Raw genomic sequence first — 15698 nt, 5'->3', positions numbered from 1 at the left:
AAAATCTATAACAATTGCCCGATTCCCATTAACAATGCCAACAGGACAGTAGTTAATGCTAATTTCTTTAATTCTGGATCTAATAATTTTAAATCCACATTATTTCGCACTGTTTTTAAATGAATAAATAAAGGGATGTAAGCGACCACATAAATAAAATTAAACGGTGAATCGTAATATAATACACCAAACAAAAAGGAAAGTACAATAGCTGATATTATTAATACATAATGATATTTTTTCGCCTTTTTAGCGCCTAATTTAACGGCAAGGGTTATTTTATTTGATTTTTCATCTGAAATACGATCTCTCATATTATTTAAATTCAAAACCCCTGTACTTAATAAACCAATAGTTATGGCTGGTAAAACCGTTATGAAGTTTACCGTTTTAGCATAAAGCACATAACATCCTATAACACTTACTAAGCCAAAAAATATAAAAACAAACACATCACCCAGACCTTTATATCCAAAGGCACTACTCCCAACCGTGTATTTAATGGCAGCAACAACGGCTGCTATACCTAAAATTAAAAACATTGAAGACAGTAAAAAATATTCTAAACCAAAGGCCACAAAAATTAATAAAATCGCTAAAAATAGAGTTATTATAACTGTTATTATTATGCCATTTAATAATTGTTTTGGAGTAATTTTACCTGATTGAATGGCGCGTTGCGGACCAATTCTGTCATCATTATCTGTACCTTTTACACCATCGCCATAATCATTAGCGAAATTGGACAGTATTTGTAAACCCAAGGTTGTTAAAATGGCTATAATACAAATGCTCCAGTTAAATACTTGATCATGTTTGGCTAAAAACGAAGCTAAAATAATGCCTGATACCGATAAAGGAAGCGTTCTTAAACGCATCGCGGAAATCCACGTGGAAAAGTTCCCCATTATGGAATCCATTTTTTATTAAAATTAGGCTTGCGTTTTTCTAGGAAAGCATTTCTCCCTTCAACCGCTTCATCGGTCATATAGGCCAAACGTGTTGCTTCTCCTGCAAAAACTTGTTGCCCTACCATGCCATCATCAGTTAAATTCATGGCGAATTTTAACATTTTAATCGAAGTTGGAGATTTCGCTAGTATTTCTTGAGCCCACTCATAAGCGGTACTTTCTAATTCATCATGAGGAATAACGGCATTCACCATACCCATTTCAAAAGCTTCTTGTGCCGAATAGTTTCTTCCTAAGAAAAAGATTTCACGTGCTTTTTTCTGCCCAACCATTTTAGCTAAATAAGCTGAACCATAACCACCATCAAAACTAGTTACATCGGCATCGGTTTGTTTAAAAATAGCATGCTCCTTACTTGCTAAAGTTAGATCACATACCACATGTAAACTATGTCCGCCACCAACAGCCCACCCAGGAACCACGGCTATAACCGCTTTAGGCATAAAACGAATTAAACGTTGCACTTCAAGTATATTTAATCTGTGATAACCATCTTCCCCCACATAACCTTGGTGACCTCTAGCCTTTTGATCGCCACCACTACAAAATGAATAAACGCCGTCTTTTGTTGAAGGCCCTTCGGCTGATAATAACACAACACCAATATTTACATCTTCATTGGCATCATAAAACGCATCGTATAATTCACTGGTAGTTTTTGGTCGGAATGCATTTCTAACATTTGGTCTGTTAAATGCTATTCTAGCCACACCATCACATTTTTTATAGGTAATATCTGTATATTCTTTTACTGTAACCCATTTAGGTTCTTCCATGACTTTAATTTTAGCCAAAAATAATTTTTATTTCCTTAAAACCCTTATTTCACCAATTAAAAATGATTTTTCAAAAACTTTAATTTACTTATGTGATATGAACTTTTCAAGAAATAAAGAATTGCCTATTTATGGAGATTGAATAGCTTCAAAATTATTACAACTATGATTTTAAATTGATTTTACTTCCAAGTCTTTCCTAATAAAACCAACAAAATCCTATTTTACCCATCCTTTAAAAGTGAAAAATTCTAAAACTTATTAGACACTAATCCTCAATATTATCTATGTATTCTACGATTATGTTAATTTTTTAACTTTTATTTTAGATTTTTCAAAAAAAGGATAAATAGCTATTAAAAGCAGTTGGCTTGTAGTCTTTTATTGGTTAAATTTGCAGCAGTTAAAATCTATAAATAGTGTCATGACAACTACTTGACATTACACTGATAAACAACTATTTATGCTTGTAACCGCCACCATAGTCATATCTACTTTAGTTCTCTTAAACTTTTTATTGTTAAAATTTAGTTGCAATAAAACCATTAAGCCCTCTAAAGTGAATGAAAAGCCTATTGTATTAAAATCAGAGCACGGTATTAAAACTTTAACGCCAAGATTGGCTCCAACTGGAAGTTAACTCATTTAACACCTGAGTCAGCATAATTTCCTAATTAAAAAGTTAAAACCACCTATTTTAATACAGTACATCACTTCCTGTGGTTATCACCATTGAATTTCCTTTTTTCCAACCTCTTTTAAGTACAAATTGGTAGCACTAAAACAACGGTTACCAAACCAATACCCTCTATTAGCACTTAACGGAGAAGGATGCCCCGAAATAAGCACATTATGTTTATTAGTATCAATGAGTTTTACTTTCTTTTTCGCATAACCACCCCAAAGTAAAAACACTACATTTTCTTTTTTGTCACTCACTGTTTTAATAACAGCATCTGAAAATGGCTCCCAACCTTTTTTTTGATGACTGCCCGCTTCATGACCTCTAACGGTTAGAGTTGCATTTAAGAGCAACACGCCTTGCTCGGCCCATCGCTCTAAATTACCTGTTATAGGATAAGCTTCATCTAAATCTGTTTCAATCTCTTTAAAAATATTTACTAAGGATGGTGGGTGCTTAACTCCATCATTAACTGAAAAACACAACCCATTAGCTTGTCCGAATCCGTGATATGGATCTTGGCCCAAAATAACCACTTTTACATCTTCAAAATGACAAGCATCAAAAGCTTTAAAAATTTCATTTTTAGGTGGATAGCACGCATGTGATTCATATTCCGAAGCTACAAAATCTTTTAAATCTTGAAAATAAGGCTTCTCAAATTCATTTGCTAAGTAAGGTTTCCAGCTGCTATGAATTTCGTTATACATATAATATGGAATGAATTAATTTAATATACGAACCATTAACTCCTTCAGCAAATCGCCTTGAGATACTGCATTAGAACCTACCCCTTTACTTTTTACATCAAATTCTCTTAAAGTAGCCACGACCGAACTTACTTTTCGCATGGGAAAGTTTTTTGCAGCAGTGAGGTATTCATTTACAAAGTAAGGATTCACTTTTAAGGCCTGAGCCACATGCCTTGGCGACTTATCGTTTAATCCGTGAAGGTGCAAAAGTTGAGAAAAAAAGTTGAACAACAAAGAAACGGTTACAACCATAGGATTATCCTTGGGGTTATCGCCAAAGTACTTTATAATTTTATAGGTTTTCTGTGTATTGCGTTCTCCAATCGCTTTTCGAAGCTCGAAATTATTATAATCTTTACTTATACCAATATTTTCTTCGATATGCTCTGGGGTAATTTGAGTTTCTTTAGGAAGAATAATTTGAAGCTTTTCAAGTTCGTTATTAATTTTACTTAAATCAGTTCCTAAAAATTCCACAAGCATTTGAGCGGCTTTTGGTGTGATGGTATATTTTTTTGATGCCAAAACACGTCTAATCCAATCGGAAACTTGATTTTCATAAAGTTTTTTACTCTCGAATACTACACCTACCTTATTAATTGCCTTATAAAGCGCTTTACGTTTATCTAACTTTTTATACTTATAGTCAATAACCAAAATGGTTGTAGGCTGGGGATTGGCAGCATAGCTAGCAAATTTTTCAATGGTTCGCGACAAATCTTGAGCTTCCTTAACAATCACCACTTGATACTCTGCCATCATAGGAAATCGCTTGGCATGACCTACAACATCTTCAACAGTAACATCTCTACCATAAAGTACCATTTGATTAAAACCACGTTCTTCCTCAGAAAGCACTGAGTTTTCAATAAAATCGGAAATCTTATCTATATAATAAGGTTCCTCGCCCATTAAAAAGTAAATGGGTTTTAAATTGCCGTTTTTTATATCGGTTACCAGTTGTTTGACTTCGTCCAAATTAAAAAGATTTCAGATTAAAAAATAACACCATCCAACAATTACCTTAGGATATTTGGTATTTATATATTGTAGCGTAACTTTGAAAACTAAATAAATGTACTGTGCAAGCACTTAATTTTCCAGAATATTCATTTCGATTCAAAAGTAGCGAAAATAAAGCATCTATTTTTGATCCTATTCGTAAAAAATTTGTGGTTTTGCAACCGGAAGAATGGGTACGACAACATTGTATACAGTATTTAATAGAAGTAAAGAAATTTCCAAAATCATTAATAAATGTTGAAAAGGAACTCGTTATTAACAGCTTAAAAAAACGCTATGACATTGTCGTGTTCAACCCAGACGGTTCCATCCATTTAATTGTAGAGTGTAAAGCACCAAAAATTACTATAAACCAAAGCACTTTCGATCAAATTGCTCGTTATAATTTAGAGTTAAATGCCAGCTATTTAATGGTTACCAACGGACTAAATCACTATTATTGCCAAATGGATTTTAAAAATGAATGCTATCAATTTCTAGAAAACATTCCTAATTACAATTAATGAAAGTCGCCGTAGTTATATTAAATTGGAATGGTAAAACCCTGCTTCAGCAATTTTTACCTTCTGTTGTAAAGTTTTCAAAAGAAGCTACCATTTATGTAGCCGACAATGCATCGACCGATGATTCGGTCCCCTTTTTAGAAGAAACCTTTCCTTCAGTAAAAATCATTCAGAATGAATCCAATGGTGGTTATGCCCAAGGGTATAATGATGCTTTAAAAAATATTTCAGCTGATATATTTTGTTTACTAAATAGCGATATTGAAGTTACCGAAAATTGGTTGACTCCTATTATAGAGACTTTTAAAGCTGATGAAAACACGGCCATCATACAACCTAAAATTTTAGATTTTAAGCAGAAAACTCATTTTGAATACGCTGGTGCCGCTGGTGGATATATTGACAAATTCGGATTTCCATATTGTAGAGGACGCATTTTTGATACCCTTGAAAAAGATCTAGGTCAATATAATGACACGACTGATATTTTTTGGGCATCTGGTGCCTGTTTATTTATTAGACAGCAAACCTTTAACAAGCTTAAGGGTTTGGATAATCATTTTTTCGCTCATATGGAAGAAATTGACTTATGTTGGCGTGCAAAAAACTTAGGTTACACAATTAAGTATGTAGGCAATTCTACAGTATTTCATGTTGGTGGTGCCACATTAAATGCTGTAAATCCTAAAAAAACATTTCTCAACTTTAGAAATAGTTTATTTACGCTTACAAAAAATGTAAACAAATATTTATTTGGCATAATACTTGCGAGATTATGCCTCGATGGCATCGCAGGGATAAAATTTCTTGCTGAGTTAAAACCGAAACATACCTTTGCAATAATTAGAGCACATTTTAGTTATTACAAGCATATAAATCGGCTATTAAATCAGCGGAAACAAACAAAACAGCGTATAAAATACTATAATAGAACATCGATTGTTTTTGACTATTTTATACTTAAAAAAAAGACTTTTAAAAGTTTAAAGTCTTAAGTAAAAGTTTTGTTAAATTGCTTATGTCAGCAGAATTTTATATATTTTTGTTCAACCAATTATTGAAAGTTAATCCTAAAATTATTATGAAGAAAATCTTATTACTTAGTGCATCTGTAATGTTAGCCCTAAGCTCATGTGTATCAAAAAAACAATTTACAGATCTACAGGCAAAACAAAAGGAAACTCAAGATTTGCTTAATTCTGCAACGGTAAAACTTAATTCTTGTTTAGAAGACAGAGCAACAGCAACAGCGAGAGCCACTGCTTTAGAAGAGCAAGTAGCAGATTTACGTAAAAACAATGATAATTTAACGATGCTATCATCAAAAGGTGCTAGTAATATTGAAAAAACCTTAGAGAGCATCAAAGAAAAAGAGCTTAAAATTAACCGCTTACAAGATGCCTTAACACAAAAAGACAGTGTTACTTTAGCATTGGTAACTAGTTTAAAACGTGAAGTTGGAATTAACGATCCAGATATCGAAGTTAATGTTGAAAAAGGTGTGGTGTTTATTTCTATTGCTGATAAATTATTATTCCAAAGTGGTAGCTACAACGTCACTACAAGAGCGAAAGAAGTTCTTGCTAAAGTTGCAAAAGTTGTAAACAGCAAACCAGATTTCGAATGTATGGTAGAAGGTTACACAGATAGCGTACCTTACAGCAAACCACCATTATTAGATAACTGGGATTTAAGTGTAAAACGTGCAACTTCTGTAGTTAGAGTTTTAGTATCATTAGATGTTAACCCATCACAATTAATTGCTGCAGGACGTAGTTCATTCAAACCTTTAGTTGATAATGATACTGCCGAGAACAGAGCTAAAAACCGTCGTACACGTATTGTTGTATTACCGAAAATCGATCAGTTCTACGACATGATTGAAAAAGAAATGAAAAATCTTTCAGCTGGAAACTAAGCTGTAATGTTATAACATTAAAAAACTCAACTGAAAAGTTGAGTTTTTTTTTTGCAATAAACCTTCCTTACCTTCTACTCTATATTAATAATTACTTCCAATTCTTCGATAGAATAATAAACAAAACCAAATTTAACTTCGCGGTTAGAAGGTTTATATTACCCCCATTTTTGAGGTTCAAATCGTTTTTTAATCTCCAAATATGTAAATTCTATATATTGGTTTTAGTGAGATTTTTCATAAAAGCATTTTAAGTTTATGTTAGCAAAACATCAAGGTTTTAGTGCTTTGTCTAACAGAATTCATGAATTTTTAAATTTTTGAAATGTGAAAATTATAAATAATATTCACTATTATTCGAAATTCATTAACATTTCGCCAATACAATCCTGTTTTTTTAACAATACACTGAAAATTCGTCAATCAAGCAGCTCAAACTGCTCTGAAGGGGGTTTTGACTTCCAATTCTTTGATTCTTTAAGATTATATTATGAGTTTTGTCAAGTACTAACTCAAATTCCAATTTATGAAAAAGAAATTATGTGCATTGGTGATGTTGCTTTTTGCATGCTCAATTCAATTTTCTTATGCACAAGAAAACACAGTTTCTGGAAATGTCAAAGATGAACAAGACATTCCCATTGCCGGTGTTACGATTATTGTAGAAGGCACCACAACAGGTGTTGTTACAGATTTTGATGGTAATTATGCCATTGGAGCAAAATCAGGAGATGTCCTAAAATTTAGTTTTGTAGGTTTAAAAACCAAAACGATTACTGTAGGAAGCTCCAATTCAATTAACGTAGTCATGGAAGAAGACATTGCTGCGTTAGATGCCGTGGTGGTTACAGGGTATCAAAAAATTGACAGAAAATTATTTACAGGATCTGCTTCTACTGTAAAATTAGAAGAAGCTAAATTAGATGGTGTTCCCGACGTAAGCCGCTCGCTACAAGGACAAGTAGCCGGTGTTGAAGTAGAAAATGTTTCGGGTACTTTTGGTGCTGCACCAGTAATTAGAATTAGAGGTGATGCTTCGATTAACGGTACCAACAAACCTTTATGGGTTGTTGATGGCGTTATTTTAGAAAACGCCATTGAACTTTCTAATGAAGAAATTACTTCTGGTAACTTAAGTACTTTATTAAGTTCTTCTACAGCAGGATTAAACCCTGAAGATATCGAATCTTTTCAAGTATTAAAAGATGCCTCTGCTACCGCATTATATGGTGCGCGTGCCCTAAACGGTGTTATTGTAATTACTACTAAAAAAGGTACTTCTGGAAAGCCATCTATAAACTTTTCAACAAACATTACTTCTAGAGCAAAACCTACATACGACCAGTTTAACTTTTTAAATTCTGGTGATGAGATGAGTGTTTATCAAGAGCTTTATGAAAAAGGATGGATCGATATTGCTGGTGCTAATGCAAGTAATAGCCATGGTGTTTTTGAAGATATGTTATATAGCATTGTAAAAGGTGATATTGATTGGGGAACAGGTGGAACACCAAACTATGATTACCTTCAACGTTATGCCGATGCTAATACCGATTGGTTTGATGTGCTTTTTAAATCTTCATTTATGAGAGCCAATAACTTCAGTATATCATCAGGTTCAGATAAATCAAGATTTAGAGCATCTATAGGAACCATGATCGATGACGGACAAACCATAGCCGATAAAGTAAAAAACTACACAGCTAATTTAAATGGTAATTTCACTTTATCTGATAAATTATCCCTGGGCATGAAATTAACTGGAAACGTAAGAGATCAGCAAGTAGCAGCCTCTCAAGATAGAGAGTTTAATGAGATTACTGGTTTGTATGAAAGACAGTTTGATAACAACCCATTTAATTATGCGCTTTATACCAGTAGAAGTATGACGCCTTATGATCAAAATGGAGATCGTCAATATTTCAGAAAAAACTACGCCCCTTTTAATATCTTACACGAGGTTGATCACAACTTTGTAAACCTAGATGTTTTAGATTTATCTTTCCAAACCGATTTAAAATGGAAAGTAACAAAAGACCTTAATTTTACTACTGTATTACAAGGAAGATGGTATACAAGTAATGCCGTTCAAACCATTCACGAAAACTCTAATAATGCTGAAGCCTATAGAGCTGATAACCCTTTAATTAGAAACAGTAATATATTTTTATTTAGAGATCCAGATGCCCCAGAGTTAGAACCATATAGTGTTTTACCTAATGGCGGATTTAGAAAAACGAGTGATCATACCTTAACAAACTACTACGCTAGAAATCAGTTTGATTACTCGCACACTTTTAACGATATACATACCGTTTCTGCTTTACTAGCTCAAGAGTTAACCTATAGCAACCGATCTACACAGAAAAATGATGGTTGGGGTTATATGTTTGATAAAGGAGGATTAATTTTAAGTGACCCTAACTTTATTAGATATTTAGATTCTCGTGGCTTAGATTACTTTAGCGCCTTAGAAACCAAACAACGTGGTTGGGGTATGTTTTCTAACATAGCTTACTCGTACGATAATCGTTATGTTATTAACGGTACTTATACTTATACTGGAGATAACAGAACGGGAGACGCATCAAGCGCAAGATATTTGCCAACCTACAACATAAGTGGTGCTTGGAATATTCACCAAGAATCGTTTATGGACAACGCTGCTTGGGTAAACTTATTAAAGCTTAAATCGACTTACGGTCTTTCAGGATCTAACCCATTTAACGCTAGTGCCGGTTTAATTGTTTATGGTGCCGAACCTTTACGTCCTCAAGACTCTGAAAGTGAAGTATCTTTAATTATTTCTCAATTAGAAAACAGCGAATTAACTTTTGAGAAACTATACGAATGGAACATTGGTTTAGAAACTAGCTTTTTTAACAATGCGGTAAGTCTTGAATTAGAGTACTACAAAAGACATTCTAAAGACCTTATTGGTTTTATTGAAACTAACGGTGTTGGTGGTGAAGGTACTAAACTTGGTAATATTGGAGAGTTTATCCGTAATGGTTACGAAGCTAATTTAAGCACACAAAATGTAAATTCAGGAAACTTTAGATGGTCTTCAAACATTAACTTTAGCCACTCCGAAAGTGAAATTACACAATGGGAATCTAGAGACAATATTGGTGCAGCCGTAAGTAGAAATGGTGCTAATATTGAAGGATATCCGGTTAGATCATTATTCTCTATTCCATTTGCTGGATTAGATTCTAATGGTGTACCAACTTTTTATGCAGCCGATGGCAGTATCATTCAATCTATGAATTTACAGAACAGAACTGATATCACGGAGCATTTAAAATATGAAGGCCCTACAGAGCCTATTTTCTTTGGAGGTTTCAATAATAACTTCTCTTATAAAAACTTAAGTTTAACGATTGGTTTCTCATATCGAGGAGGTAATAAAATTAGATTAGACGAATCGTTTTCTAGCAGTTATTCTGATGACAGCTCCCTACCTGGTGAGTTAATTAACAGATGGACGTTACCTGGTGATGAAAACATCACTAATATTCCTGCCATTTTATCTGAAACAGCTGCACAAGCCTTAAACTACCAAGGTTTAAATGCTTATAGTTTATATAATAAGAGTGATGTACGTGTTGCCGATGGTGATTATGTGAGACTTAAAAACATTAAGCTTGCCTATGCGTTTCCTAAAAGCATTACAGACCACACATTCATTAAATCTGCAACAGCGAGTATTTCAGCATTTAATTTATGGCTAATTTATTCTGATGATAGATTAAACGGTATAGACCCAGAATTCTATCAATCTGGAGGTGTTTCATTACCATTAACCAAAAGTTTCACCTTTAGCCTAAACTTTAACTTCTAGTCCTATGAAAAAGAACATATTAATAACCATATTTAGCTTAACTCTATTTTTTGGGTGTGATGATTACCTTGACGAAACCCCAGATAATAGACAAACCATAACTTCTTTAGATGATGTATCGGAGTTACTGGTTTCAGCTTATAACGAAGGATCTCAATTTTTTCTAGAATGGAGAACCGATAACGTGACTGCGATCTTTGACAATACGCAGGTAGATTGGATGACAGAAAACTATCAATATAGATTGGTACAATCTTCAACCCAACAAGATACGCCATCTTACCTTTGGGAAACCTCTTATAACGCCATTGCGCATGCCAATCAAGCTTTAGAGTCTTTAGATCAAATTGAAGGTGGTGATGCCGATTTTAGAAATGCATTAAGAGGTGAAGCCCTAATTTGTAGAGCCTACAACCACTTTATTCTTGCTAATGTGTTTTCACAACACTACAACGATGCTAATAAAGGAACCTTAGGTATTCCTTATATCACGGCTCCTGAAACTAGTCTAAAAGTAGAATATGAACGAGGAACCCTTGAGGAAACTTATCAATTAATTGAAAAGGATTTATTAGATGCCTTACCTTTAATTTCAGATGCTTATTATACGGGATTAGGAAAGTATCATTTTACAAAAAGTGCAGCAAACGCTTTTGCTTCAAGATTCTACCTATTTACTCAAGACTATGATAAATGTATAGAATATTCTAACAAAATTATAGGCACTGGTACTATAGGAACTACCTATGTAAGAGATATGGCTGCTGTTTTCACAGGAACATCATCTGCTCAAATAGCCGATCAGTTTAATGATATCACTCAAGCCTATAACCTATTTGTAAGCAGAAAAGAAAGTACTGGAGACAGATACTACTTTGGATACAGAACAAATACTAATATTATTAATCAGATACTTCGAATCAATATCCAAGGTGATAGTGACGAAAGAGACTACTTCTATAACTACGGTACACAAGCGCGTTCTCAACCAAAATATAACGAACTTTTTAGATACACTACTGCAACTACAGGATTCCCTTACATCGTGGTAACTGAATTTAGAAGTGAAGAAGTTATTTTTAATAGAATGGAATCTTACGTGATGCAAAACAGATTGCAAGAAGCTTTAGACGACTACAATGTTTTAGCAACTTTAAGATATGCTAATGGTGGGCAACTTACTTTGCAAAATGTGGTTGATTATTTTGGCGGATCTGATCAAGATGCCATGTTAGAGTTTGTACTTTCTGAACGCAGAAAAGAATTTTTAAACGAGAGTTTAAGATGGTTCGATATAAAACGACACAGTATGGAAGTTACTCATATTGATGTTAACGGCGATACCTATGTTTTAGGTGCCGAAGATTTAAGAAAAGCGATACAATTACCACAAAGAGCTACGGTTAACGGTATAGAAGCTAACCCTAGATAATAAAATACATTTGATATGAAAAACACTATAAAACTAATCGGATTAATGTTTTCTGCTACTTTGTTTATGCAATGTAGTTCAGATGACACGAACACGACATATACACCACCTGAAGATCCTTCAATTACGCATCCTAATGATGTATATTTATACGATAACGACGGACATAGTTTATTCGAACGTTACGGTACTGCAACACGTTGGAGATGGAACGACAATTTTATTTCTGCCAGTCAGAGTGCCACACCAATCGAATCAGATTTGGTGATCGATGCTACTAAAATTATTGACTACTTATGGATTGAACCTTATACAGAAGTGGGTGATGATGGTGAAAATTTTATTAAAGAATTATTCCCACCAGAACTTGTTTATATCGGGTCTTACATCTACAAAGATGACGGTACAAGATTATTAGGTTATGCTGAAGGCGGTGCAAGAATCACCCTTTTAAACATGAATAGTTTAGACTTACAAAACGGTGATTGGTTAGCTAACCCTAGTGGAGGAATTTTAGCTACAGCGCACCATGAATTTTCACATATTATTCATCAAACTTATGGTATTCCAATTGGTTATAATACGATTTCAGACACTTACTTAGGAAACGGTTGGAGTAATGGTGTAAGTCTAGCAGACGCTATTAAACTTGGTATGGTTAGTCCTTATTCAACACTAAATGAGTTTGAAGATTTTTGTGAAGTTATTGCTCATTATTTAGTACTTGAAGACGACATCTTTAACTACTACTTCTTAGATCAAGAAGACTGTAGTGTATATACCGATGGAGCTGTTGTGTTAGAATGCCAAGAAATTAATCAAGGACGTTTAAAAATTAGACAAAAATTAGATTTAATTCTAGCTTATTTTAAAAACAACTTTAATATTGACTTGGTTGCAGTGAAAGCTACCCTACAGACAAGATTAACAGAAGTTATAAACACGGGGGTTATTCCGGAGTAAATATTAGTATATCTTTTAATTAAATAAAGTTATAAAATGAAATATATATATAAACTATTAAAATTGACTTTAAGTGTTTGTATGCTATTATTAGCGGTTACAGCTTGTACCGATAATGATGTAGAACCACTTTTCGATCAATCCATTAACGAAAGAATTGACGAAGTAAAAACGGAGTATACCGACATTTTAACTTCATCAGAATATGGTTGGGTGGGTTATTACTCTCCTAACAAAGATTTTGGTGCCTTTACCATGCTTATGGATTTTGATGACAGCGGCTATGTATCCATCGCTTCAGATTATTTAAAAGGCGCTGAAGACAATACCATTACTTACAGAATTGCCAAAACTTTAAAACTGGAGTTGGTATTAGAAACACATGCTGTTTTCCATGCTATTTATGAAATCAATGACAATAATAACGACGGAGAATATGTTTTCAATATCCTATCGGTAACCGAAGATGAAGTGGTATTAGAAAGTAAAACCGATTACGGTGATGATATTACTATTTTCACATTAAGAAAGGCTACTCAAGCAGATTTAGACCTACAACCTACTTTTGATTCAGTAGACAACCTAACAGGTGATGGTAGCGAATCTGTTTTCAGAAACATTCTACTTAATGATCAAGCTATAGCGTCTTTTGAATTTGACGCTTCAAGCAGAGTAGCAACAATCACTTACATCCAAAATGGACAAGAATTAACAACTACAAAACCTGTTGTTATTACTGCAGAAGGTTTTTACTTCATTGAGCCAGTAGAAATTAATGGGACTATTTTAACTAGTTTCACTTACGATGCTACAAATAATGAGTATGTTAATACGGAAGATGGCCTAAGAATTATTTACGATCAATTGCCTTTATACATTGGTAATGACGTACAATATTTGGTTCAAACAGGTAATCCTGTATTTTTATACAGACCTAGCTTAGGAAGCTTCCCTCTAACCTCTCCTGCTCATGATACCATGTATGAATCAATCAATGCGCAATTAAATGCCGCAGGCTTCACATTGTTTGAATACAGTTTAACGCTTGATTTTAATAGTGACGCAACATGCGCTAATCAAATTCGTGTTGTTGTACAACGAAATTCTGATGGAGCAAACTTCTTTGCATTCTACTGCTTCGATAAACCAGTAGTTCAAGACGGAAGATTGTACTTAGATTATGTTGGTACTTATGGTGATGGCGAAGCTCTAATTTACGTTTTAGCACCTATAGTTAACATGTTTAACTCGGCTGAAGGGCTTTTATTTACACATGAAGGCAACTTTGGTTCATACTCTAATACCGCTGGAACTTTTACAAGTTTAGATAACCCAGCTTTAAGAGTTTACGGTGTGTTTCTATAATTAGAATTTAATACCTCATTAAAAAAGCCTAAAACAGTTATAACTGTTTTAGGCTTTTTTTTATTGAATAGATTGTAAAACATATTTATAAAAGCTATAATCATAACCCACTTGTGGCTATTGCGTTTTTCTTAATTCGCTGATCTCTGCTTTTAATATTGGTAATTCTTTTATGATAATAGTCCAAATTACTTCGTCCGAAATATTATCATATTCGTGTGCAATTCGATTTCTAGTTCCTATAATTTTTTGAGCATTATTTATTTGTATTCCAGAACCTTTATCTTTTAAAATTCGATTAACTGCTTCTCCAATAATTTCAATATTTCTTTCAACCGCTTTTTTTGTTTTTAAGTCTTTCTTATACTCAAGAAAATCAGTTCTATTGGGAAGAAATTCATAAATTTCATTTATTGATCTTTCAATATCTTCAAGCCAAGCATTAATTCTATTGTCCATAAATTAACACTTTGGTTTCATTAAGTTCCTTTCTGAAATATTGATTTTTAACAGCTCTATCTTCAATAAGGTCTATTTGGCGTTTAAGTAGACTCTCTAATTTTTCTTTAAGTTGAAAATATAGGTTAGTATACTCAAAAGGATCAGTTTCTTCAAAATCTACAACAAAATCAATATCAGAATCTTGATTAAAATCATCTCTAGTTACAGACCCAAAGGCAGAAAAAGTGCGAACTTTATATTGTTTACAGAGCTCTTTAATTAGATTTATATTTTTGTCATCTATTTTCATATATCAAAAATAGTTATTTTTTTATAGGTCAAATAATCCTCAGGTATTTTTCAAGCATTAGCAAGTATTCAAAACTATTAAAATGAAGTCGTTAATCGTTGATTCCACAACAAACTTAAAATATAAATAATTTTACAGGGTGGTTTATAAAACAGCTATTGCTGTTTTAGGCTTTTTTAATGCATACCACTCCTCTATTTTTTAAATTTAATAATTATCCATTTAATGGCAAGATAATTGTGCCTAGCAGCGTACTAACCAAAAAAGTACAATGAAAATATTATTTTCCACTATCGCCTTATTACTCCACCTGGTTGCATTTACCCAATCAGAGCCTATTTCCGGCATTTACACACGAACTTTGGGTCCAAGCAACGGTATTGAGATAATGTACAAACTAAGCTTAAATAAGGACGGTACCTTCTTGTTTCATTCTAATACAAAACAAAAGGGAGCACCAGCAGAGAAAAACCTTTATGGTAAAGGAACTTGGAAGATTGAAAAAAAAGTCGTTACGTTTATCACAAACGAAAAAACTGATATTAGTGAGGACTACACGTTAGATTTTAATGGTTCGAAAGCAAGATTTATTTCAAAATCTCCTAGAGATAAAAGCAACCGCATTGTTGAAACTGCTTTGCAATTTTACGAGTCTAATATTTTCTGGATTGAAACCTTAAAACTTCCTAAAATGTAAAAGTGAATGCTAATTAAGTAA

15 protein-coding genes are annotated in these 15698 nt (G+C 33.3%); 9 read left to right on the top strand and 6 right to left on the bottom strand.

Going from position 1 to position 15698, the window contains the following annotated elements; genetic code table 11:
- Positions 1–5: 5 nt before the first annotated feature.
- Positions 6–920 carry a 1,4-dihydroxy-2-naphthoate octaprenyltransferase gene (gene menA / locus JJL45_RS10285; RefSeq protein ID WP_242521382.1) on the bottom strand — a complete coding sequence of 305 codons (915 nt, stop codon included), beginning with the start codon at positions 918–920 and terminating at the stop codon, positions 6–8.
- Positions 908–1747 (bottom strand): 1,4-dihydroxy-2-naphthoyl-CoA synthase, encoded by an 840-nt coding sequence (locus JJL45_RS10280; RefSeq protein ID WP_067148177.1) that lies wholly within the window; start codon positions 1745–1747, stop codon positions 908–910. The genes menA and JJL45_RS10280 overlap by 13 nt, the downstream gene beginning before the upstream one ends.
- A 463-nt stretch (positions 1748–2210) precedes the next feature.
- Between JJL45_RS10280 and JJL45_RS10275 the strand changes: the two genes are divergently transcribed.
- On the top strand, positions 2211–2387 hold the full coding sequence (locus tag JJL45_RS10275) for a hypothetical protein (protein WP_202664129.1): 177 nt from the start codon (positions 2211–2213) through the stop codon (positions 2385–2387).
- A gap of 86 nt (positions 2388–2473) precedes the next feature.
- Here JJL45_RS10275 and JJL45_RS10270 read toward each other — a convergent pair whose 3' ends face one another.
- Together JJL45_RS10270 and holA are read right to left on the bottom strand one after the other, a co-directional pair.
- A complete protein-coding gene (locus JJL45_RS10270; RefSeq protein WP_068604115.1) occupies positions 2474–3139 on the bottom strand; it encodes a uracil-DNA glycosylase in 666 nt (221 codons plus the stop codon).
- Positions 3140–3154: 15 nt separating this feature from the next.
- Positions 3155–4159: a DNA polymerase III subunit delta gene (gene holA / locus JJL45_RS10265; RefSeq protein ID WP_068604117.1), complete on the bottom strand. Its 1005-nt coding sequence runs from the start codon at positions 4157–4159 to the stop codon at positions 3155–3157.
- 104 nt (positions 4160–4263) lie between these two features.
- Here holA and JJL45_RS10260 point away from each other — a divergent pair, with 104 nt between their 5' ends.
- The 7 genes from JJL45_RS10260 (at position 4264) to JJL45_RS10230 (ending at position 14229) form a co-directional block, all read left to right on the top strand.
- A complete protein-coding gene (locus tag JJL45_RS10260) occupies positions 4264–4707 on the top strand; it encodes a type I restriction enzyme HsdR N-terminal domain-containing protein (protein ID WP_068604119.1) in 444 nt (147 codons plus the stop codon).
- Positions 4707–5702 carry a glycosyltransferase family 2 protein gene (locus JJL45_RS10255; protein ID WP_068604120.1) on the top strand — a complete coding sequence of 332 codons (996 nt, stop codon included), beginning with the start codon at positions 4707–4709 and terminating at the stop codon, positions 5700–5702. The genes JJL45_RS10260 and JJL45_RS10255 overlap by 1 nt, the downstream gene beginning before the upstream one ends.
- 86 nt (positions 5703–5788) lie before the next feature.
- Entirely contained in the window at positions 5789–6625 is an 837-nt protein-coding gene (locus JJL45_RS10250; RefSeq protein WP_068604274.1) for a flagellar motor protein MotB, read from the top strand.
- A 526-nt stretch (positions 6626–7151) separates the two neighbouring features.
- Positions 7152–10469, top strand: coding sequence for a SusC/RagA family TonB-linked outer membrane protein (locus tag JJL45_RS10245; RefSeq protein ID WP_068604122.1), 3318 nt, complete (start codon positions 7152–7154; stop codon positions 10467–10469).
- Between the two features lie 4 nt (positions 10470–10473).
- Positions 10474–11901, top strand: a complete 1428-nt coding sequence (locus JJL45_RS10240) for a RagB/SusD family nutrient uptake outer membrane protein (protein ID WP_068604124.1) — start codon at positions 10474–10476, stop codon at positions 11899–11901.
- Positions 11902–11916: 15 nt separating this feature from the next.
- The gene (locus tag JJL45_RS10235) at positions 11917–12864 is read left to right on the top strand and encodes a substrate import-associated zinc metallohydrolase lipoprotein (protein WP_082935968.1); all 948 of its coding nucleotides are present in this window, start codon (positions 11917–11919) and stop codon (positions 12862–12864) included.
- A gap of 36 nt (positions 12865–12900) precedes the next feature.
- Entirely contained in the window at positions 12901–14229 is a 1329-nt protein-coding gene (locus JJL45_RS10230) for a DUF4302 domain-containing protein (protein WP_068604128.1), read from the top strand.
- Between the two features lie 117 nt (positions 14230–14346).
- Here JJL45_RS10230 and JJL45_RS10225 read toward each other — a convergent pair whose 3' ends face one another.
- Both JJL45_RS10225 and JJL45_RS10220 read right to left on the bottom strand, forming a co-directional pair.
- The gene (locus JJL45_RS10225) at positions 14347–14688 is read right to left on the bottom strand and encodes a DUF86 domain-containing protein (protein WP_068604130.1); all 342 of its coding nucleotides are present in this window, start codon (positions 14686–14688) and stop codon (positions 14347–14349) included.
- The gene (locus JJL45_RS10220; RefSeq protein ID WP_068604132.1) at positions 14678–14980 is read right to left on the bottom strand and encodes a nucleotidyltransferase family protein; all 303 of its coding nucleotides are present in this window, start codon (positions 14978–14980) and stop codon (positions 14678–14680) included. The genes JJL45_RS10225 and JJL45_RS10220 overlap by 11 nt, the downstream gene beginning before the upstream one ends.
- 271 nt (positions 14981–15251) lie before the next feature.
- Here JJL45_RS10220 and JJL45_RS10215 point away from each other — a divergent pair, with 271 nt between their 5' ends.
- The gene (locus JJL45_RS10215) at positions 15252–15677 is read left to right on the top strand and encodes a copper resistance protein NlpE N-terminal domain-containing protein (protein WP_068604134.1); all 426 of its coding nucleotides are present in this window, start codon (positions 15252–15254) and stop codon (positions 15675–15677) included.
- Positions 15678–15698 lie beyond the last annotated feature (21 nt).

This window comes from Tamlana sp. s12 (assembly GCF_016767215.1).
GTDB classification, from domain to species: domain Bacteria; phylum Bacteroidota; class Bacteroidia; order Flavobacteriales; family Flavobacteriaceae; genus Pseudotamlana; species Pseudotamlana agarivorans.
Note: the sequence above shows the minus strand (reverse complement) of the source record. Positions and strands in the feature narration are given on the sequence as shown.

What these genes read in the sequence shown, in the direction of transcription:
- menA (WP_242521382.1), bottom strand. Translation starts at nt 920, where the DNA reads ATGGATTCCATAATGGGGAACTTTTCCACGTGGATTTCCGCGATGCGT.
- JJL45_RS10280 (WP_067148177.1), bottom strand. Translation starts at nt 1,747, where the DNA reads ATGGAAGAACCTAAATGGGTTACAGTAAAAGAATATACAGATATTACC.
- JJL45_RS10275 (WP_202664129.1), top strand. Translation starts at nt 2,211, where the DNA reads ATGCTTGTAACCGCCACCATAGTCATATCTACTTTAGTTCTCTTAAAC.
- JJL45_RS10270 (WP_068604115.1), bottom strand. Translation starts at nt 3,139, where the DNA reads ATGTATAACGAAATTCATAGCAGCTGGAAACCTTACTTAGCAAATGAA.
- JJL45_RS10255 (WP_068604120.1), top strand. Translation starts at nt 4,707, where the DNA reads ATGAAAGTCGCCGTAGTTATATTAAATTGGAATGGTAAAACCCTGCTT.
- JJL45_RS10250 (WP_068604274.1), top strand. Translation starts at nt 5,789, where the DNA reads ATGAAGAAAATCTTATTACTTAGTGCATCTGTAATGTTAGCCCTAAGC.
- JJL45_RS10245 (WP_068604122.1), top strand. Translation starts at nt 7,152, where the DNA reads ATGAAAAAGAAATTATGTGCATTGGTGATGTTGCTTTTTGCATGCTCA.
- JJL45_RS10240 (WP_068604124.1), top strand. Translation starts at nt 10,474, where the DNA reads ATGAAAAAGAACATATTAATAACCATATTTAGCTTAACTCTATTTTTT.
- JJL45_RS10235 (WP_082935968.1), top strand. Translation starts at nt 11,917, where the DNA reads ATGAAAAACACTATAAAACTAATCGGATTAATGTTTTCTGCTACTTTG.
- JJL45_RS10230 (WP_068604128.1), top strand. Translation starts at nt 12,901, where the DNA reads ATGAAATATATATATAAACTATTAAAATTGACTTTAAGTGTTTGTATG.
- JJL45_RS10225 (WP_068604130.1), bottom strand. Translation starts at nt 14,688, where the DNA reads ATGGACAATAGAATTAATGCTTGGCTTGAAGATATTGAAAGATCAATA.
- JJL45_RS10220 (WP_068604132.1), bottom strand. Translation starts at nt 14,980, where the DNA reads ATGAAAATAGATGACAAAAATATAAATCTAATTAAAGAGCTCTGTAAA.
- JJL45_RS10215 (WP_068604134.1), top strand. Translation starts at nt 15,252, where the DNA reads ATGAAAATATTATTTTCCACTATCGCCTTATTACTCCACCTGGTTGCA.